Source organism: Lentzea sp. NPDC037011, assembly GCF_055607425.1.
Genome location: NZ_JBVJRT010000001.1, coordinates 391072 through 408182, shown reverse-complemented (window position 1 = coordinate 408182; position 17111 = coordinate 391072). Strand labels below are relative to the sequence as shown.

Genomic DNA, 17111 nt, shown 5'->3' with positions numbered 1-17111 from the left:
GATGATCCAGGGGGTTAGGCAGTTCCGGGACACGTACTGGGAGCGGGGTGTGCCCGGCAGGGAGACGCCGGCGGCGCTGACCAGGCAGCTGTACCAGCTGTGGCTCGTGGGGCTGCTGCTGAAGCTGATCGGCTCGTCGTGGGACGTCTCGTGGCACTTCAAGTGGCTGCGCGACGACTTCGCGCCGCCGCACCTGATCAACACGGTCGGCACGGCGATCGTGGTCGGCCTCACGCTGTTCCACACGTTCACCGGGTACGGCGCCGACAAGGCCGCACTGCGGCTGATGCAGGTCGGGTGCGGGATCTTCCTGGTCGCGCTGCCGATCGACGTGATCAACCACCGGATCAACGGGCTCGACATCACCAGCTGGTCCGGTTCGCACGCGCTGTTGTACCTGGGGACGGCGGTGATGCTGGCGGGCGCGATCCGCGGGTGGATCAAGTACTTCCCCGCCGGCAACTGGCGGACGTTCGGGCTGGTGGCGCTGTGGTTCTTCGTCCTGGAGAACGTCTGGTTCCCCAACCAGCACCAGGAGTACGGCGTGCGCGCGTTGCAGGCCTACGACAGCGGCAAGCCGGAGGCCGAGCCGATCCTGCTGCAGTTCGCCGCCGACCAGCTGGGCGTCCCGGTCGGCCGGGAGGCGGTGGTCAACTTCGCGCTGCCCATCGCGGACTGGGTCTACCCGGTGTGGGGGCTGGTGGCCGCGGCCGTCGTGCTCGTGATCGCGCGCCGCACCACCGACCGGGTCTGGGCGGCCACGGCGGTCGCGGGCGGGTACGTGGCTTACCGGTGCCTGATCTGGCCGTTGCTCGCGGGCATCGACTTCCCGAAGTCCGCCGTACCGCTGTTCCTGGTCGTCGTGGGGCTCGCGATCGACGCGGTGCACGTCGTGAAGATGCCGACGCCGGCCGCCGCGGTGCTCGGGTCGGCCGCGGTCACCACCATCGGGTACGTGGGGATCTGGGCGCAGCAGGAGTACCTGTGGGCGCCGCCCATCTCGTTCTCGTCCGCGGCGGTCACGGCCGTGCTGCTGGCGGTGCTGTGGACCGTGGGCGACCTGGTGATCCACCGGCCGGAGGCGCACCAGCTGGCCGCGCGGCTGAAACTCAGCTGACCGGCTGCGGCCGGGTCAGGCCGGACGCCGTGAGGTGCCGCGTGATCCGGCCGAACAGCTCCTCCAGCGGTTCGCCGAGGTCCCGTCCGAACCCCGTCAGCCCGTAGGTGACCTGCGGCGGGGTCGTCGGTTCGACGTGCCGCCACACGAGACCGTCCTCGACCAGCCCGCGCAGGGTCTGGGAGAGCATCTTCTCGCTGATGCCGCGGATGCTGTCGCGCAGCTCGAAGAACCTCAGGTCGCCGCCGCGCAGGGAGATCAGCACCCAGATGCCCCACCGGCTGGTGACGTGGTCGACCATGTCGCGCGCCGGGCAGTCGGTGTGAAACACCTCATACCGCGCCTTGACCCCGGTCTGGTCCACCTGGACACCTCCCGTCACGTCTTGAGCTTACCTGCAGGTACGTCCTTACCAGGAGTTAGCCCGGTTCCTAGCGTCGTGCCGACAACGACGAAGGAGCTGTTCATGATCGTGGTGACCGGGGCTACCGGGAACGTGGGCCGGCCGTTGACGCGGGCGCTGGCCGAGGCCGGAGAGCAGGTGACGGCGGTGTCGCGGCACGCGGCGGAGGTACCGGACGGCGTGCGGCACGTGGTGGCCGACCTGGCGGAGCCGGCGGGTCTGGAACCCGCCCTGGCGGGCGCGAAGGCGTTGTTCCTGCTGCTGTCGGGCGACCTGCACGCGGTCGGCGCCAACCCGGCCGACGTCATCGGCACGGCGGTGGCGAGCGGGGTCCGCTGGATCGTCCTGCTGTCCTCGCTGGGCGTGGTGACCAGGCCGTTCGGCACGACGCGGGTCCAGCTGCGGGCACTGGAGGACGGGGTGCGGGAGTCCGGGGCCGACTGGGCGCTGCTGCGGCCGGGCGGGTTCGCGTCCAACGCGCTGTGGTGGACGGAGTCCGTTCGCGCGCAGCGGCTCGTCGCGGCACCGTTCGGGGACGTCGGCGTGCCCGTCGTCGACCCGGCCGACATCGCGGCGGTCGCCGCCGCCTGCCTGACCGACGACCGGCACAGCGGCGGGGTGTACGAGCTGACCGGCCCGGAGGTGGTCACGCCGCGGCAGCAGACCGCGGCCATCGCCGCCGCGCTGGGCGAACCGGTGCGGTTCCACGAGCTCACCCGCGCCGAGGCGAAGGCGGGCATGGAGCGGATGATGCCGGGCGAGCTCGCCGACGACACCCTGGACATCATCGGCGCCCCGAACGAGGCCGAGCTGCGCGTCAGCCCGGACGTCGAGGCCGTGCTCGGCCGCGCCCCGCGCCCGTTCGCCGACTGGGCCGCGCGCAACGCCGACGCGTTCCGCTAGCCGCAAACGCACGCGGGGACCTTTCGTACTCTCCGAGAGTACGAAAGGTCCCCGCGTGCGGTCGGAAATCAGCCGGCGATCATGCGGCCCGACGACTTGAGGTGCTCGCACGCCTGGGCGATGCGGGCGGCCATGGCCTGCTCAGCTGCCTTGAGGTAGCTGCGCGGGTCGTAGGCCTTCTTGTTGCCGACCTCGCCGTCGATCTTCAGCACGCCGTCGTAGTTCGCGAACATGTGCGCCGCGATCGGACGGGTGAACGCGTACTGCGTGTCCGTGTCGATGTTCATCTTGATGACGCCGTACGACACGGCTTCGTGGATCTCCTCCAGCAGCGAGCCGGAGCCGCCGTGGAAGACCAGGTCGAACGGCTTCGAGCCGGCCGCGAGGCCCAGCTTCTCCGCCGCGACGTCCTGGCCCTGCTTGAGGATCTCCGGGCGCAGCTTCACGTTGCCCGGCTTGTAGACGCCGTGCACGTTGCCGAAGGTCGCGGCCAGCAGGTAGCGGCCCTTCTCCCCGGCGCCGAGCGCGTCGACCGTCTTCAGGTAGTCCTCGGGCGTCGTGTAGAGCTTGTCGTTGATCTCGTTGTCGACGCCGTCCTCCTCGCCGCCCACGACGCCGACCTCGATCTCGAGGACGATCTTCGCCTTGGCGGACAGGTCGAGCAGCTCGCTCGCGATCTGGAGGTTCTCCTCCAGCGGAACAGCGGAGCCGTCCCACATGTGCGACTGGAAGAGCGGGTTGCCGCCCTTGTCGACCCGCTCCTGGCTGATGGCGATGAGCGGACGCACGTACCCGTCGAGCTTGTCCTTCGGGCAGTGGTCGGTGTGCAGCGCGATGTTCACCGGGTACTTCGCGGCGACCACGTGCGCGAACTCGGCGAGTGCGACAGCGCCGGTCACCATGTCCTTGACCTTGGTGCCCGAGGCGAACTCGGCACCACCGGTCGAGACCTGGATGATGCCGTCGCTCTCGGCCTCGGCGAACCCGCGGAGAGCCGCGTTGAGAGTCTCAGAAGAAGTGACGTTGATCGCGGGGTAGGCGAACTCGTTCGCCTTGGCCCGGTCAAGCATCTCCGCGTAGACCTCGGGAGTTGCGATGGGCATCGGTCGTCCTCCTCAGGTGCCCTGAACGCCGTATCACCGGCATCCTACGAGGCTGGGTCACAGGCCCAACGCGGCGGCCAGTTCGGCGTAGTGCCCGTTCAGCGACTGGATGGCGACGTGGTCGGCTCCCGCGTCGACGTGCGCGCGCAACTTGGCGGCGACCTGGTCCGGGGTTCCCCACGCCACGAGTGCATCGATCAAGTGGTCAGAGCCGGTGCCGGCGACGTCCTCGGCCGAGAAACCCCACCTCAGCCAGTTGTCCGTGTAGTTGGTGAGCGTGAAGTAGAACGCGAGCTGCTCGCGTGCGATCGCCCGCGCCCGGTCCGGGTCCGCCTCGACGACGACGGTCACCTCGGGAGCGAGGACCTTGTCGCCGAGCACCTCGCGCGCGTGCGCCGTGTGCTCGACCGGGACGAGGTACGGGTGCGCGCCGCCGGTGCGGTCGGCGGCGAGCTGGAGCACCCGCGGGCCGAGCGCGGCGAGCACGAGCGACTCGGTCGGCACGTCCAGGCGGTCCAGGTACGCCACCAGCTTGTCGTAGGGCTTCTCGTACGCCTGGTCCAGCTGCCGGTGGCCCACGCCGACGCCGAGCAGGAACCGGTCGCTCGCGAGCCGGTGGAACTCGGCGGCGACCTCCTCCGGCTCCGACTGCCAGACGTTGACGATGCCGGTGGCGATCGTCATCGACCCGGTCGCGGCCAACGCCCTGCCGACCAGCCCGACGTCGGGCGAGCCACCGATCCAGAAGGTGCCGTAGCCGAGCTGTTCGAGCTCGGCGATCCGATCGACCCCGTCGGCCCACTGCACGTGCGAGCCCCACACACCGAACGTTCCGAGCGACGCTTTCGAAGGCATAGTGGAGACCATGGCAACCGCTGAGTGGAACGGCAAGATCATCGCTTCGAGCGACGACACGGTCGTGGTCGAGGGCAACCACTACTTCCCGCTGGACTCCGTGGACCCCGCGGTGCTCACGCCGACCGACCACACCACCGTCTGCCCCTGGAAGGGCACCGCGAACTACTACTCGCTGCAGGTCGACGGCGCCGAGAACACCAACGCCGCCTGGTACTACGCCGAGCCGAAGGACGCCGCGAAGGAGATCGAGGGCCGCGTGGCGTTCTGGAAGGGCGTCGAGATCACGGCCTGAGCCGGCCGGCCCGTGTTCCACCCGCTGAGCTCGTCACGTGTCCCCGGCCACGGCGGACTACCGTCGGAACATGGGGATCTTGAGCACCACTGACCTGAACGTGTCCCGGCTCTGCCTGGGCGGCAACGTCTTCGGCTGGACCGCCGACGAGGACACCTCGTTCGCCGTGCTCGACGCCTACGTCGCGGCGGGCGGGAACTTCGTCGACACCGCCGACGTGTACTCGGCCTGGGCGGACGGCAACTCCGGCGGCGAGTCGGAGACGATCATCGGCAGGTGGCTCGCCAGGCGCGGCGACCGCGACGACGTCGTGGTCGCCACCAAGGTCGGCATGCTGGCCGGTTTCAAGAACCAGAAGCGCGACACGGTCCTGACGGCGGCCGAGCGGTCGCTGAAGCGGCTCGGCGTCGACCACATCGACCTCTACTACAACCACCTCGACGACCCGGACACGCCGCTGGAGGAGACGCTCGCCGCCTACGACCAGCTCGTGCGGGACGGCAAGGTCCGCTACGTCGCCGCGTCCAACTTCTCCGCCGAACGGCTCGCGGCGGCGCTGGAGGTCCAGGAGCGCGAGGGCTTCGCGAAGTTCGTCGCGTTGCAGCCCGAGTACAACCTGGTGAGCCGCGACCGGTTCGAGGGCGAGCTGCAGGCGGTAGTGGCCGAGCACGGCCTCGCGACCGTGCCGTACTGGTCGCTCGCCAAGGGCTTCCTCACCGGCAAGTACCGGCCCGGCGTGGAGGTGCGCAGCGAGCGGGCGGGTGCCGCGTCGAAGTACCTCGACGAGCACGGCCTGCAGGTGCTGGAGGTGCTCGACGAGCTGGCCGAGACGCACCGGACGACGGTTGCCGCGGTGGCGCTGGCGTGGCTCGCCCAGCAGCCGACGGTGGCGGCGCCGATCGCGTCGGCCAGGACTTTGGAGCAGCTCAGCGACCTCACGCCGGTGCTGGAGCTGGAGCTGTCGCAGGCCGAGGTGGACCGTCTGAGTGCAATTTAACTTGCCAGTAGCTTACTGGGAGTAGGTTGCGTTACCGTGGCGGTCATGGACGTCACGGGCAAGGTGGTACTGATCACCGGCGCGGCCAGAGGCATCGGCGCCGAGGTGGCGAGGCAGCTGGCCGCACGCGGGGCTCGGCTCGCGCTCGTCGGGCTCGAGAAGGCCCAGCTGGAGGAGGTCGCGCGGGAGACCGGCGGCAGGGCGTGGGAGGTCGACGTCACCGACTGGGACGCGCTCGAACGCACCTTCCACGAGGTCGCCGGGCACTTTGGCGGCATCGACGTGGTGGTCGCGAACGCGGGCATCGCCGCCACCGGTTTCGTGCGCTCGATGGACCCCAAGGCGTTCGAACGGGTCATCGAGGTCAACCTGCTCGGGGTGTGGCGCACGGTGCGCACGGCGCTGCCGCACCTCATCGAGAGCCGCGGCTACTGCATGGTCGTGTCGTCGCTGGCGGCGATCGTGCACATCCCCGGCAACGCGGCCTACTCGGCGGCGAAGGCGGGCTGCGAGGCGTTCGCGGACAGCCTGCGCGCGGAGGTGCGGCACCTCGGCGTGGACGTCGGCACCGCGTACTTCTCGTGGATCTCCACGGACATGGTCAACAGCGCCGACGAGCACCCGGTGTTCGGCAAGCTGCGCCAGGGCATGCCGGGGGTCGCGAGCAAGAAGTACCCGGTCCGCAACGTCGGCAGGGCCGTGGTCAAGGGCATCGAGAAGCGGTCGAAGGCGGTCCACGTCCCCGGCTGGGTCGGCGCTCTGAAGTACTTCCGCGCGTTCACGCCGGTGGTCGTGGACCGCCAGGCGGTCGCGGAGGTGGCCGAGGCCGACCGGCAGATGGCCGCGAACGACACGTCCGGTCTGGTCGGGCCCGGCGGGCAGGCCGCTAGCCGTTGAGCCAGGAGCCGAGCAGGGCGTTCCACGGGCGGACGTCCCACTTGGTGACGACGTTCGCGGGCGTGTACGGGTCGGCGGCGATGATCTCCTGGAGGGCCGTCTCGTCCGCGGCCTCGTAGATGATCAACGCGCCGGTGTCGTCCGAGTACGGGCCGGCGGCGAGCACCACGCCCTTCTCGGCGAGGGAGGCGATGTACTCGCGGTGCGCCGGGCGCGCCGCGAGACGCTCGTCACGGTTTGAACCGAACACCAATTCGACTGCAAAGCGGGCCATGGCACCACCGTAGCGACGTGACCGGTACCGTCCTACCTCGTGGCTGGCGACGAAACCCCGCGCAGCGTGCAGGACACCCTGACCAACCTGCGCATCAAGGACGGCGTCGCAGGACCTCCCGCAGGGCCTCTGACGCTCGAAGACCTGTACAAGCAGCACCGCATGCGCCTGATCAGGCTCGCGCTGCTGCTGGTGGACGAGCCGGCGACGGCGGAGGACGTGGTGCAGGAGGCCTTCACGGGCCTGCACCGCAACTGGAAGGGCCTGCGCGACGCCCAGGCCGCCGTGGGCTACCTCCGCACGGCCGTGGTCAACGGTTCGCGCAGCGTGCTGCGCCGCCGCAAGACCGCCCGCGACTACACCCCTCCGCACGTGGCGAACGCACGTTCGGCCGAGTCGCTCGCGATGCTCACCGCGGAGCACCAGGCCGTGGTCAAGGCGCTCCAGCAGCTGCCGCCGCGCCAGCGCGAGGTGCTCGTGCTGCGCTACTACGGCGACCTGTCGGAGGCCGAGATCGCCGAGGCCACCGGCATCTCCAAGGGCACGGTCAAGTCGACCGCGTCCCGGGCCCTCGACGCGCTGCAGAAGCTCATGGCCGGCCGCTGAGGCAACGTCGCACCGCCCACCGGACACCCCTTTTGCCCGATGAAGGCGGTTTCCGGTCGCAGGAACACGCGCCCAATCCGGTGCTTGGTATAGACCAATAGGGCTCCGATGCCGCAGGATCACACCCCGTGGCACGCAGACACGTGGTCGCCGTCGACATCGGTGGCACCGAAACCAAGGCGGCGCTGGTCACCGGCACCTCGGAAGCCGTGGTGGCCCAGAAGCACGCGCGCAGGGCGACTCCGGCACAGCTGGAGCCGCTGCTGGACGTCCTCGCCGAGCTCGTCAACGAGCTCCGCGGGGCCTCCGAGCACGAGATCGACGCCGTGGGCATCGTGGCGCCGGGCATCGTGGACGAGGCCAACGGCGTCGGCGTGTACACGACGAACCTGCCGTGGAGCGAGTTCCCGTTCAGCGAGGTCCTGACCGAACGGCTCGGCGTCCCCGTCGCGTTCGGCCACGACGTGCGCGCCGCGGGTCTGGCCGAGTGCCGGATGGGTGCCGCGAAGGGCCTGCGCAACGCGGTGATCATGCCGATCGGCACCGGGATCGCCGGCGCGCTGCTGCTGGACGGGCAGATCTTCAGCGGCGGCGGGTACGCGGGCGAGATCGGGCACGTGGACGTCGGCCACGGCGTGCCGTGCGCCTGCGGGCAGGTCGGCTGCGTGGAGACCGTGGCGTCCTCCGCCGCCATCGCCCGCCGCTACACCGCGCGCACCGGACGGGCCGTGCACGGTGCCGCCGAGGTCGCGGACCTGGTGAGAGCCGGGGACGAGGACGCCGTCGCCGTGTGGCACGAGGCCGTGGACGCGCTCGCCAGGGGAGTCCTGGTGCTGGCGACGCTGCTCGGCCCGGAGGCCGTGGTGCTCGGCGGCGGGCTCGCACTGGCGGGAAACCTGCTGGTGGAGCCGCTCGAGGACAGGCTGGACGGCCTGATCGCCTTCCAGCGCCGACCGGAGCTTCGGCTCGCGGCGCTCGGCGACGAGGCGGGCTTCCTCGGCGCGGCGCTGCTGGCCATCGACACGCTGGAGGCGTGATGAGCACGTGGGGTGGACCGGTCGACGTGACCCTGACCGGTGGTCGGGTCGTCACGCCGGACAGGGTGCTCGAGAACGGGTGGGTGAGCGTCCGGGGCGGTCGCATCGCCGGGGTCGGTGTGGGAGCGGTACCGGACGGCCCCACGACCGACGTCGGCGGCGGCACGATCGTGCCCGGCTTCGTCGACATCCACTGCCACGGCGGTGGCGGTGACGCGTTCACCAGCAGCGACCCGGTGAAGGTCCGCAAGGCCGCGGCCGCGCACCGCAGGCACGGCACCACGACGCTGCTCGCGTCGCTGGTCTCGCGCCCGGTGCCGGAGCTGGCCGACCAGGTCTCCGCGCTGGCAGAGCTGGTCCAGGAGGGCGTGGTCGCGGGCATCCACCTGGAGGGCCCGTTCCTGTCCGCGGCCCGCTGCGGCGCGCACGACCCGGCGATCCTGTGCCCGCCGGAGCAGAGCGCGGTCACGAAGCTGCTCGACGCGGGCAAGGGCACGGTCCGCATGATCACCGTCGCGCCCGAGCTGGAGGGCGCGGTCCAGGCCGTGCACCAGCTCGTTGACAACGGTGTCCTCGCCGCCATCGGCCACACCGACGCGACCGAGGCGCAGGTCCGCCCAGCCGTGGACGCCGGTGCCAGCGTGGCCACGCACCTGTTCAACGGCATGCGGCCGCTGCACCACCGCGAGCCCGGCCCGATCGGCGCGCTGCTGGACGACGAGCGCGTGACCGTCGAGCTCATCTGCGACCTGGTGCACCTGCACCCGACCGCCGTCCGGCTGGCCGCCCGCCACGCCGGCCTGCGGCGCACCGTCCTCATCACCGACGCCATCGCGGCGGCGGGCGTGGGCGACGGCGTGTACGACGTCGGCGGCCTCGAGGTGCGCGTCGTCGACGGCGTTCCAACGTTGGCAGGAGGCGCCGCACTGGCCGGCAGCACGCTCACGATGGACATGGCGTTCCGCAACGCCGTGAACGCGTGCGGGCTGTCGCTCGTGGAGGCCGCGTACGCCACCGCGACCCGCGGCGCCGAGCTGCTCGGCCTGGAGACCGGCAAGCTGCAACCGGGCTGCGCCGCCGACCTCGTCGTCCTCGATGCAGAATTGAAGCCGAGGGACGTGATGAGCAAGGGCGAGTGGGTCCAGGACTGAGCTGAGGGCGGGGCATGGCGGAGGATCCGGAGCGACTGGTGACCAACGCACTGCGCGCGCAGGCGACCAGCACGAATGCTGGATTTGTCGCATCTGCCCCAGTTGCTCCTGAGCGCCCCGCACCCATGTCCACGTGGTGGGTGCTGGGCCTCGCCCTGCTGTTGGGCCTGGCAGCGGGCACGGTGGCCGCAGTGATCACGCTCGGCTGACCTGTACCGTTGTCGCCGTGACGATTGCATTGGGCCCTGACTGGCTGGATCCCGAAAAACTGCTGACGATGCTCGGCCCGTGGATGCTCGTCGGGCTGTGCTTGATCGTCTTCGCCGAGTGCGGTCTGCTCATCGGGTTCTTCCTGCCGGGCGACTCGCTGCTGTTCACGGCGGGACTCTTCGTCGCGGCCGGACACATCTCGACGCCGCTCTGGCTGGTCTGCGTGCTGCTGACGGTGTGCGCCTTCGTGGGCAACGTCGTCGGCTACTACATCGGCCGCAAGGCCGGTCCAGCACTGTTCAACAAACCCGAGTCGAAGATCTTCAAGCAGGAGTACGTCGACAAGACGCAGGAGTTCTTCGACAAGTACGGCCCGCGCGCCATCGTCCTCGCGCGGTTCGTGCCGATCGTCCGCACGTTCATCACCGCGATGGCGGGCATCGGCCGCATGGACGCGAAGAAGTACTTCACCTACTCGGCCATCGGCGGAGTGGCGTGGGCTGCCGGTCTGACCGTCCTGGGGTACTACCTGGGCCAGATCGCGCTCATCAAGGACAACCTGGAGATCACGCTCCTCGCGATCGTGGCGATCTCGTTCATCCCGATCATCATCGAGGTCGTCAAGGCCCGCCGGGAGAAGAAGTCGCTCATCGAGGAAGAGGCGGACGACATCACCCAGGTCATGGAGGCGCAGCTCCAGGACGACTCGACGCAGATCATCCCCCGCGTCGAGCGCTGAGCGACGCGAGGACGTAGTAGACGGGGTTGCTCAGCCGGATCACGCCGTCGGCATCGCGGTGGCGTTCCAGCTCCGCGCTGAGCTCCCGTTCCAACGCCTCGCGGGCGTCGGCGGGGACCATGTCCCAGAACAGCTTCAGCCCCTGGGTGCGGGTCCACCGCAGGAACTCCTCGCTCGTGCCGGCCACCAGCGGGAGGTCGTCCTCGACCACCAGGGGATCGGCGAATCCCGCGTCCCGCAGGTGAGTCGCCAGCGACGAGACCTCGTCCGCGGCGTCGAGCGCGTCCGCCGTCGACGTCGCATCGTCTTGGACGGCCGCGAACTTCGCCATCTGCCGCTGGAAGAACGACAGCGCGTTGTCCTCGGTCAGCTTCCCCGGCACGGCGAAGGCGACACGGCCGTCCCCCTTCAGCAACCGCGCGTAGTTCGCGAAGGTGCCGGGGTGGTCGCCCACCAGCGCGATGCTCATGCTCGCGGTGATCACGTCGAAGCTCCCCGGTGGAAAGCCGGGGTCCTGGCCGTCCATCTCGAGCGCGGTGACGGCGGTGAGGCCACGCCTGGCGATCTCGGCGCGGAGCTCGCGGACCATCCCGGGGGCGCGGTCGATGCCGACGACCTCCCCTGACGGGCCCGCCGCCCCGGCTGCGGGGAACAGCACCGCGCCGCGGCCGCAGCCGACGTCCAGCACCCGCTCACCCGGTCGCACCGCCGCCTGCTCGACCAGCCGGCGGCCCAGCGGTGTGAAGAACTCCACCCCGGTGCTGTCATAGACCTCGGCGATGTCGTCGTACACCCGCCACAGCTGGTCGTTCACGCGCTCTCCCGTCCGATCACCTGAGCCTGTTTCTTCTTCGTGCTGAGGAAGTGCAGCTGGAACGGCAGCCCGGCCACGATCTGCGGCAGCGCCTGCTGGACGTGGAAGAGCAGCGCGAACGCGAACGCCGCGTCCTGCCCGACGCCGAGTAGTCCCAGCGAGTAGAACGCGCCGACCTCGAACGTGCCGAGGTGGCCCGGCGCGGCGGGCAGCGCGTTCGAGAAGTCGATGAAGAACACCACCAGCGCCGCGGCCACCAGCGACAGCTCGATGTGCAACGCGCGCAGCACCACGAACGCGGCCAACGCGTCGAGCACCTCACCGACGAAGATCACGAGCGTCGACACCGAGAAGGCGCGCCGGTCCCGCAGGAAGTACATGCCGTCGACCACTCCGCGCAGGAACTTCGGCACCTTCTCCGGCTTGGCGCGGTGGGCGGCCCACACCAGCAGCACCAGCTGCACCGCCATCAACGCGGTGATGCCCACGACGAACGCTGGCACCCAGCCGGGCAACCCCGGCAGGAACAACGCCGACAACGCGATCACCGCGATGCACAGCGCGCCGATCGCCTTCTTCAGCACGATCAGCGCCGTCGTGACGGTCGGCGGCACGCCCTCCCGCTTGAGCATCCACAGCCGCAACAGCTCACCGGCCCTGGCGGGGCTGATCGAGGACGCCGCCTGCGCGGCGAGCTCGTAGCGCAGCAGCGGCCCGAAGCGCACCGGGTGGCGCGGCCCGAGCATCGCGGTCCAGCTGACCGCACGGACCAGCTGCGCGGCGAGGTTCAGCGCCACGGCCAGCACCAGCAGCCACGCGTCGGCACGCCCGAAGGTGTCACCCAGCTCCACGAAGTCCAGCTCGCGCAGCACCCACCACAGCGCGACCGCTGTGCCGGCGATGCAGACCAGCCGGAACGAAAAGGCGAGGCGCCTCTTCGCGACCTCACCCATCCGAGCGGACCTCGGCCGGAAGCCGCCGGGACGCCTCGTTGTCCGGCCAGATGGCCCGTTCCGTCTCGTAGAACTTGATCAGATCGCTGGTGCGGATGCCGACCCGCTCGCGGACCCTGCCGAGCGGCTCGTCGCGCAGCTCACGCCACGGCACCTCGTTGAGGGGCTTGATCCGCTGGTGTCTCGCGAACTCGACCGCCATGTCGAACAGCAACCTGTCCCCGGGCGACAGCCTCCACGGGCCGCGGTAGAGGTTCTGCGCGGCGAACCCGAACAGCTTCTGCTGCCAGCGCGGCAGCTCGCGGGCCGTTCCCATGGTCACGCCGAGCACGAACGCCTCGTCCTGGGAGAGCGTCCCCCTGCCCAGCAGGATGTGGACGCAGTCGTGGCCGTGGAGGTCGATCGCGCCGGGCAACGCCACCGGGCTCGCCGGGTTCTCCAGCAGCCGGACGTACCACGGCACCACCGACGCGTCGTCGCCCGGCATCTTGGCGTACGCCTCGCCCAGCGTCGCGCTGTCGTCGAGACCGGGAACCCACTCCGACAGCGAGAGTTTGCTCGTCATGATCCGTTCCCCTCCGTCAGCACCAGTCCTCGGTTGCCGTCCACGGTCACGAGCTGACCGTCCTTGATCACCTTCGTTGCGGTGTTCGTCCCCATCACAGCGGGAATGCCGTACTCGCGGGCCACGATGGAGCCGTGCGACAGCGCCCCGCCCGTGTCGGTGACGACCGCGCTCGCGATGCCGAGCAGCGGGGACCACGCCGGCGTGATGAAGGTGGCGACCAGCACGTCACCGTCCTGCAGCTTGTCGAAGTCCCGCACCGACGCGATGTGCCTGGCCGGACCGGTGACGAGACCGGGGCTGACCGCGACGCCGCGCAGGCCCTCGACGCCGGCGTCGGAGTCGTCGCGGCCGAGGAACGCGATGGGCAGGAAGTCGATGCCCGCCACGTCGACCCGCATCCCTTCCGGCACCCGCGACGGCGGGACGAGCTGCCGCTGCCGTTCCCTGAGCTGTCTGCGCTCCCGCACCACCTCCGCGTGGTCCGGCAGCCGCTCGCCGCGTTCGAGCGCGATCAGCGCGGCGGACAGCTCGTCGCCGGTGAGGTAGAAGACGTCCTCGTCAGCGCCGATCGCACCGGCCACCGCGAGCCGCCTGCCCAGCTCCACGTAGCCGCGCCGGATGAGCGGCCAGCCGAGCGTGAAGTGGTAGAGCGCCTCGTCCCTGACCAGCGAGTAGCGGCGGTTCCAGCTCAGCAGCCGGCGCAACGCCGCCAGCCGCGCGGGTGACGAACGCAGGGAGGACTCGATCTCCGCCCACAGCGCGTCCCGCTTGTGCGCCAGCGACTTCAGCCGCTCACGGGGGTCCTGGCCCCCGCCACCGCGGTAGTTCTCCAGCGTGGCGCGGAACGCCGCCGGGTCGTCGGCCGGGGTCGGTTCGACGAAGTCCAGCTGGTAGACCTGGTGCCCGTGCTCGGCGAGGAAGCCGGCGAACCCCTCCTCCGGCTCAGCCGACCGGGCGAGGTCGTACAGCGCCACGTCGGTGTCGGACGTCTTGGTCGGGTATCCCTGCAACAGCACCGCGAAGCCCCCGTCGCCCGCCGCCGGTCCGGCGAGCTTGGCGTACAGCTTGTGCAGCGTCCACTCACCACCGTTCCAGTACCAGGCGAGTCCGCCGAGCAGCGCCCAGTACCGGCTGCTGAGTTCCTCGGCCTCGCCGACGACCCGCCGCAGCTCATGAGTGTCCAGTTCGGACGGTTCGACCGCGCGGAGCCGGGCGATCCGCTCCAGGTGACGGGGCAGGACGTCCCTGCGCCATCGGCGTTCCAGGCGGGCGAGGTGGAAGCGGAAGAAGTGGAACACCAGCTTCGCGGTCTTCAGTGGGTGCTCGTTCAGCGGACCGTCCAGCCGGATGTAGGCGTAGCCGTTGATGGTGCCCGCCATCGGGTCCGGCAGCACGGCGGCGGTGTCCGGGGTCGACCAGTTCTGCTTCCACCGGTCTACCAGCCTGGGGAAGAGCGTGGTGGCGAACAACGGCGACAGCGGTTCCGGCAGCCAGGAGTCGCAGATGCTGATCCGCGCCCACTCCGCTCCACTGATCGGGCTGTCCCACGAGACCTCGGCCGGCACGGTGATGTCCCGCGTCAACGGCCGGGCCTGCAGGAAGCGGATCCCGCCTCCGGCGATCGCCCACTCGACGTCCTGCCGGGCACCGAAGTGCCTCTCGACCACGAGGCCGAGCCGTGCCAGGTCAGCGGCTTGTTCCAGCGTGATCGACAGTGCGGTCACCCGGTCCGGCGCGACCTCCACCACCTCCACGCCCGCGTCGACCGGCACGATCATCTGCGCCTTGGTGCCGGGCAAGCTCTCGACCCGGCCGCCTGCCCTGGACACCACGAACCGGTCGGGTGTCACGAGTCCGCTGACCACCGCCTCACCGAGGCCCCAGCCCGACTCGACCACGACGTCGTCGGCCACGAACATCACGCCCGCCGCGTCGGCCGCAACCAGTTCCTGCACGACCACCGCCATGCTCACGTCCGAGTGCGGCACGCCGACGCGCTCGCGGTACCGGATGGCGTGCGGCTCCCACACGGAAGCCCAGCACTTCTTCAGCGCCACAACGAGTTCGTCGGCCGTGCGCACTCCGAGCTCGGTGTGGTACTGCCCGGCGAAACTGGTCTCCCCGGTGTCCTCCGACGTGCCGGACGAACGCACGGCCACGGCGCCGCCGTCCGGGCACACCTCGCGAAACGCTCCCTCCAGCGAGGAGAACAGCTCGGGCGGCAGCTCGATCGACCCGATGGCAGCCCTCAGTGCGGCGGCGTCCAGCGACTCCGCCTCCGTCAGCGGTGCGATCACCGGCTTGACGAGGCGGTCGTACACGGAGATGGGAACGCAGAAGCCGGCGGGCACGTCGACACCGGCCGAGATCAGCTCGCCGAGGTTGGCGGCTTTGGCCCCCACCGCCGCCACGTCGCCCGCCGTGAGCTCCGGCAGCCGAACGATGTCATGCATCCTCTGTCACCCTGTCCACCCAGTGCTGGTAGTACTTCCGGAAGCCGCGCATGCCCCGGTCGCCGTCGACGTAGATGCCGTGCCGGTCGCCGGGCTCGATCGTGTTGAAGATCGGGATGTCCTGGTTGGACGTGAAGGTGACCTCGGGCCGGTGGATCAGGTACTTCCGCAGGTCGCCGAGGAACCGGCCGGTGGGCGCGATCGCCACCGCGATGTGCTGGACCGTCCTGTTCGGACCGATCGGCGTGGTCGCCAGCAGCAGCTTGTACCGCGGGACGCCATCGGCGAGGTAGGTGATCCGCTGCCCCGACGGCCAGCCGTCCACCCGCAGCACGAACCGCTCCGCGTTCGTGCCGAGCACCCTCGTGATCCTCCCGAGCTTGCCCGCGTACGACGGCCAGCTGAGCTCCGCGCCGAACCACGGGTCTGTCTCGATGCGCGGGCCGTTCCCCGGCATCAGCGCCGGGTCGTCCACCAACCGCATCGTGCACGCACCGCTCACGTCGAGTCCGTGCAGCTCCACCAGGTGGTCCGGATCGTAGGTGTTCTCCATGACGCGCCGGGGCGTCGCACCCGTCAGGTCCGCGAACCGGAAGCCCAGGGGGAACACCAGGTCCCGTTGCAGCTCGGGGAACTCAGGCAACGGGAACATCGGTTCCCGGCTGCCGTACCAGGCCCAGACGTAACCGAAGCGCTCGGCCGCCGGGTACGTGCGCAGCCGCGCACCGCGCGGAACCCTGTCGAGCCCTGGCACCGCCGTGCAGGCGCCGTCGGCGTCGAAGCGCCAATGGTGGAACGCGCACCTCAGCTCGCCGTCGACGACCTTGCCGTCCGCCAGGCTCGCACCCATGTGCGGACACGCGCGGTCGGCGATCACCGGCCTTCCTGCACTGTCGCGCCACGCCACCAGCGACCTGCCGAACAACGTGATCGCCCTGGGCCGGGACCTCAGCTTCGGCGACGGCAGTGCGACGTACCAGCTCGCCGCGAGGTGGAAAGCAGCCCCCGCACGTTCATTCACGACAGCACTGGACCGAGAGTTCATCCCCAGCTCCCCCATATCGGTGACGATACCACCGTCCGCAATCGTTCAAGCGCATTCCGCGTTCGTCCCGCTGATTTCTGCTAGACTGCCGGCGAGCGGCGGAAGCGCATCTTCCGCACCGCTGCCGGCGAAAGCCGCCCACTCGACGGGCGAGGCGAAGGCGCCGTAGTACGTCAATCCCTCAAATCGGTGACAAAGCGAGCGGGGCGGCTGTTCCGCAATGGACTCCAATCGAAAGGACCTGCTCGAATGACGAACGAGACGTGGAGCGCCGACACGCCGGGGGTCCTGCGCTTGCCCTCGGGGCGGTTGATCCGTGGCCGCGGTCTGCGCAATCCTCTTCCGGCAGGTCAGAAGCCCGAGTTCGGCGTCTACCTGCAGGGGAGGGAACCCGCTCCGGTGGAGTGGGAGAGCAAGTGGGTCAAGTGGACGGACTTCTGGCTGCCCGCCGACCAGGTGGCATTCGTCGAGACGTTGCGCGAATTGCTCAAGCGCGCCGAGTCGGAACGCGTCGAGATCGCCTGCAGCGGTGGATACGGCCGCACCGGCACCGCAATGTCGTGCCTCGTCGTTCTGGACGGAATTCCGAGCGCTGAAGCCGTTGCGTACGTGCGCGAGAACTACAACAAGCGCGCCGTCGAGACGCCGTGGCAGAAACGGTTCGTCAGTCGTTTTCCCGGCTGAACCGGTC

20 protein-coding genes are annotated in these 17111 nt (G+C 70.1%); 11 read left to right on the top strand and 9 right to left on the bottom strand.

What is annotated here, in order from left to right:
- The first annotated feature begins 1 nt into the window (after position 1).
- The gene (locus ACZ7CH_RS02060; protein ID WP_458429951.1) at positions 2-1117 is read left to right on the top strand and encodes a hypothetical protein; all 1116 of its coding nucleotides are present in this window, start codon (positions 2-4) and stop codon (positions 1115-1117) included.
- On the opposite strand, the gene ACZ7CH_RS02055 is transcribed toward ACZ7CH_RS02060, so the two are convergent.
- On the bottom strand, positions 1110-1499 hold the full coding sequence (locus ACZ7CH_RS02055; protein WP_458429950.1) for a winged helix-turn-helix transcriptional regulator: 390 nt from the start codon (positions 1497-1499) through the stop codon (positions 1110-1112). The genes ACZ7CH_RS02060 and ACZ7CH_RS02055 overlap by 8 nt on opposite strands.
- 84 nt (positions 1500-1583) lie before the next feature.
- Between ACZ7CH_RS02055 and ACZ7CH_RS02050 the strand changes: the two genes are divergently transcribed.
- On the top strand, positions 1584-2423 hold the full coding sequence (locus ACZ7CH_RS02050; RefSeq protein ID WP_470372978.1) for an SDR family oxidoreductase: 840 nt from the start codon (positions 1584-1586) through the stop codon (positions 2421-2423).
- Positions 2424-2491: 68 nt separating this feature from the next.
- On the opposite strand, the gene fbaA is transcribed toward ACZ7CH_RS02050, so the two are convergent.
- Together fbaA and ACZ7CH_RS02040 are read right to left on the bottom strand one after the other, a co-directional pair.
- Complete coding sequence (gene fbaA, locus ACZ7CH_RS02045; protein WP_360394248.1) at positions 2492-3526, bottom strand: class II fructose-bisphosphate aldolase; 1035 nt, start codon at positions 3524-3526, stop codon at positions 2492-2494.
- A gap of 57 nt (positions 3527-3583) precedes the next feature.
- A complete protein-coding gene (locus ACZ7CH_RS02040; RefSeq protein WP_360394245.1) occupies positions 3584-4381 on the bottom strand; it encodes an LLM class F420-dependent oxidoreductase in 798 nt (265 codons plus the stop codon).
- A 10-nt stretch (positions 4382-4391) separates the two neighbouring features.
- Between ACZ7CH_RS02040 and ACZ7CH_RS02035 the strand changes: the two genes are divergently transcribed.
- The 3 genes from ACZ7CH_RS02035 (at position 4392) to ACZ7CH_RS02025 (ending at position 6570) form a co-directional block, all read left to right on the top strand.
- Entirely contained in the window at positions 4392-4676 is a 285-nt protein-coding gene (locus ACZ7CH_RS02035; protein ID WP_470372977.1) for a DUF427 domain-containing protein, read from the top strand.
- Positions 4677-4746: 70 nt separating this feature from the next.
- Positions 4747-5673 carry an aldo/keto reductase gene (locus ACZ7CH_RS02030; RefSeq protein ID WP_458429947.1) on the top strand — a complete coding sequence of 309 codons (927 nt, stop codon included), beginning with the start codon at positions 4747-4749 and terminating at the stop codon, positions 5671-5673.
- A gap of 45 nt (positions 5674-5718) precedes the next feature.
- Complete coding sequence (locus ACZ7CH_RS02025) at positions 5719-6570, top strand: SDR family oxidoreductase (protein ID WP_470369819.1); 852 nt, start codon at positions 5719-5721, stop codon at positions 6568-6570.
- Here ACZ7CH_RS02025 and ACZ7CH_RS02020 read toward each other — a convergent pair.
- Positions 6560-6844, bottom strand: a complete 285-nt coding sequence (locus ACZ7CH_RS02020) for a YciI family protein (RefSeq protein ID WP_360394234.1) — start codon at positions 6842-6844, stop codon at positions 6560-6562. The genes ACZ7CH_RS02025 and ACZ7CH_RS02020 overlap by 11 nt on opposite strands.
- Positions 6845-6883: 39 nt before the next feature.
- Here ACZ7CH_RS02020 and ACZ7CH_RS02015 point away from each other — a divergent pair, with 39 nt between their 5' ends.
- From ACZ7CH_RS02015 to ACZ7CH_RS01995, 5 genes are all read left to right on the top strand, one after another.
- Complete coding sequence (locus tag ACZ7CH_RS02015; RefSeq protein WP_065915671.1) at positions 6884-7450, top strand: SigE family RNA polymerase sigma factor; 567 nt, start codon at positions 6884-6886, stop codon at positions 7448-7450.
- A 128-nt stretch (positions 7451-7578) separates the two neighbouring features.
- Positions 7579-8487, top strand: coding sequence for an ROK family protein (locus ACZ7CH_RS02010; protein ID WP_470372976.1), 909 nt, complete (start codon positions 7579-7581; stop codon positions 8485-8487).
- A complete protein-coding gene (gene nagA, locus ACZ7CH_RS02005; protein WP_470369818.1) occupies positions 8487-9638 on the top strand; it encodes an N-acetylglucosamine-6-phosphate deacetylase in 1152 nt (383 codons plus the stop codon). The genes ACZ7CH_RS02010 and nagA overlap by 1 nt, the downstream gene beginning before the upstream one ends.
- A gap of 38 nt (positions 9639-9676) precedes the next feature.
- Complete coding sequence (locus tag ACZ7CH_RS02000; protein WP_458429943.1) at positions 9677-9847, top strand: hypothetical protein; 171 nt, start codon at positions 9677-9679, stop codon at positions 9845-9847.
- 68 nt (positions 9848-9915) lie between these two features.
- A complete protein-coding gene (locus ACZ7CH_RS01995) occupies positions 9916-10587 on the top strand; it encodes a DedA family protein (protein WP_458434286.1) in 672 nt (223 codons plus the stop codon).
- Here ACZ7CH_RS01995 and ACZ7CH_RS01990 read toward each other — a convergent pair.
- From ACZ7CH_RS01990 to ACZ7CH_RS01970, 5 genes are read right to left on the bottom strand one after another with little or no spacing between them, the layout of a single operon-like run.
- The gene (locus tag ACZ7CH_RS01990; protein ID WP_470372975.1) at positions 10565-11401 is read right to left on the bottom strand and encodes a class I SAM-dependent methyltransferase; all 837 of its coding nucleotides are present in this window, start codon (positions 11399-11401) and stop codon (positions 10565-10567) included. The genes ACZ7CH_RS01995 and ACZ7CH_RS01990 overlap by 23 nt on opposite strands.
- Complete coding sequence (locus tag ACZ7CH_RS01985) at positions 11398-12354, bottom strand: lysylphosphatidylglycerol synthase transmembrane domain-containing protein (protein ID WP_470372974.1); 957 nt, start codon at positions 12352-12354, stop codon at positions 11398-11400. The genes ACZ7CH_RS01990 and ACZ7CH_RS01985 overlap by 4 nt, the downstream gene beginning before the upstream one ends.
- Complete coding sequence (locus ACZ7CH_RS01980) at positions 12347-12919, bottom strand: hypothetical protein (RefSeq protein WP_470372973.1); 573 nt, start codon at positions 12917-12919, stop codon at positions 12347-12349. Before ACZ7CH_RS01980 ends, ACZ7CH_RS01985 begins: the two co-directional genes overlap by 8 nt.
- Entirely contained in the window at positions 12916-15375 is a 2460-nt protein-coding gene (locus ACZ7CH_RS01975; protein ID WP_470372972.1) for a PEP/pyruvate-binding domain-containing protein, read from the bottom strand. The genes ACZ7CH_RS01980 and ACZ7CH_RS01975 overlap by 4 nt, the downstream gene beginning before the upstream one ends.
- A complete protein-coding gene (locus tag ACZ7CH_RS01970; RefSeq protein WP_470372971.1) occupies positions 15368-16396 on the bottom strand; it encodes a Rieske 2Fe-2S domain-containing protein in 1029 nt (342 codons plus the stop codon). The genes ACZ7CH_RS01975 and ACZ7CH_RS01970 overlap by 8 nt, the downstream gene beginning before the upstream one ends.
- A gap of 273 nt (positions 16397-16669) precedes the next feature.
- Between ACZ7CH_RS01970 and ACZ7CH_RS01965 the strand changes: the two genes are divergently transcribed.
- Positions 16670-17104, top strand: a complete 435-nt coding sequence (locus ACZ7CH_RS01965) for a protein-tyrosine phosphatase family protein (protein WP_470372970.1) — start codon at positions 16670-16672, stop codon at positions 17102-17104.
- Positions 17105-17111 lie beyond the last annotated feature (7 nt).

Bases quoted from the DNA above. Each gene is read 5' to 3' on its own strand.
- ACZ7CH_RS02020 (WP_360394234.1), bottom strand. From the start codon at position 6,844: ATGGCCCGCTTTGCAGTCGAATTGGTGTTCGGTTCAAACCGTGACGAG.
- ACZ7CH_RS01980 (WP_470372973.1), bottom strand. From the start codon at position 12,919: ATGACGAGCAAACTCTCGCTGTCGGAGTGGGTTCCCGGTCTCGACGAC.
- ACZ7CH_RS02030 (WP_458429947.1), top strand. From the start codon at position 4,747: ATGGGGATCTTGAGCACCACTGACCTGAACGTGTCCCGGCTCTGCCTG.
- ACZ7CH_RS02035 (WP_470372977.1), top strand. From the start codon at position 4,392: ATGGCAACCGCTGAGTGGAACGGCAAGATCATCGCTTCGAGCGACGAC.
- fbaA (WP_360394248.1), bottom strand. From the start codon at position 3,526: ATGCCCATCGCAACTCCCGAGGTCTACGCGGAGATGCTTGACCGGGCC.
- ACZ7CH_RS01995 (WP_458434286.1), top strand. From the start codon at position 9,916: ATGCTCGGCCCGTGGATGCTCGTCGGGCTGTGCTTGATCGTCTTCGCC.
- ACZ7CH_RS02025 (WP_470369819.1), top strand. From the start codon at position 5,719: ATGGACGTCACGGGCAAGGTGGTACTGATCACCGGCGCGGCCAGAGGC.
- ACZ7CH_RS01965 (WP_470372970.1), top strand. From the start codon at position 16,670: ATGACGAACGAGACGTGGAGCGCCGACACGCCGGGGGTCCTGCGCTTG.
- ACZ7CH_RS01985 (WP_470372974.1), bottom strand. From the start codon at position 12,354: ATGGGTGAGGTCGCGAAGAGGCGCCTCGCCTTTTCGTTCCGGCTGGTC.
- nagA (WP_470369818.1), top strand. From the start codon at position 8,487: ATGAGCACGTGGGGTGGACCGGTCGACGTGACCCTGACCGGTGGTCGG.
- ACZ7CH_RS02060 (WP_458429951.1), top strand. From the start codon at position 2: ATGATCCAGGGGGTTAGGCAGTTCCGGGACACGTACTGGGAGCGGGGT.
- ACZ7CH_RS02040 (WP_360394245.1), bottom strand. From the start codon at position 4,381: ATGCCTTCGAAAGCGTCGCTCGGAACGTTCGGTGTGTGGGGCTCGCAC.
- ACZ7CH_RS02050 (WP_470372978.1), top strand. From the start codon at position 1,584: ATGATCGTGGTGACCGGGGCTACCGGGAACGTGGGCCGGCCGTTGACG.
- ACZ7CH_RS01975 (WP_470372972.1), bottom strand. From the start codon at position 15,375: ATGCATGACATCGTTCGGCTGCCGGAGCTCACGGCGGGCGACGTGGCG.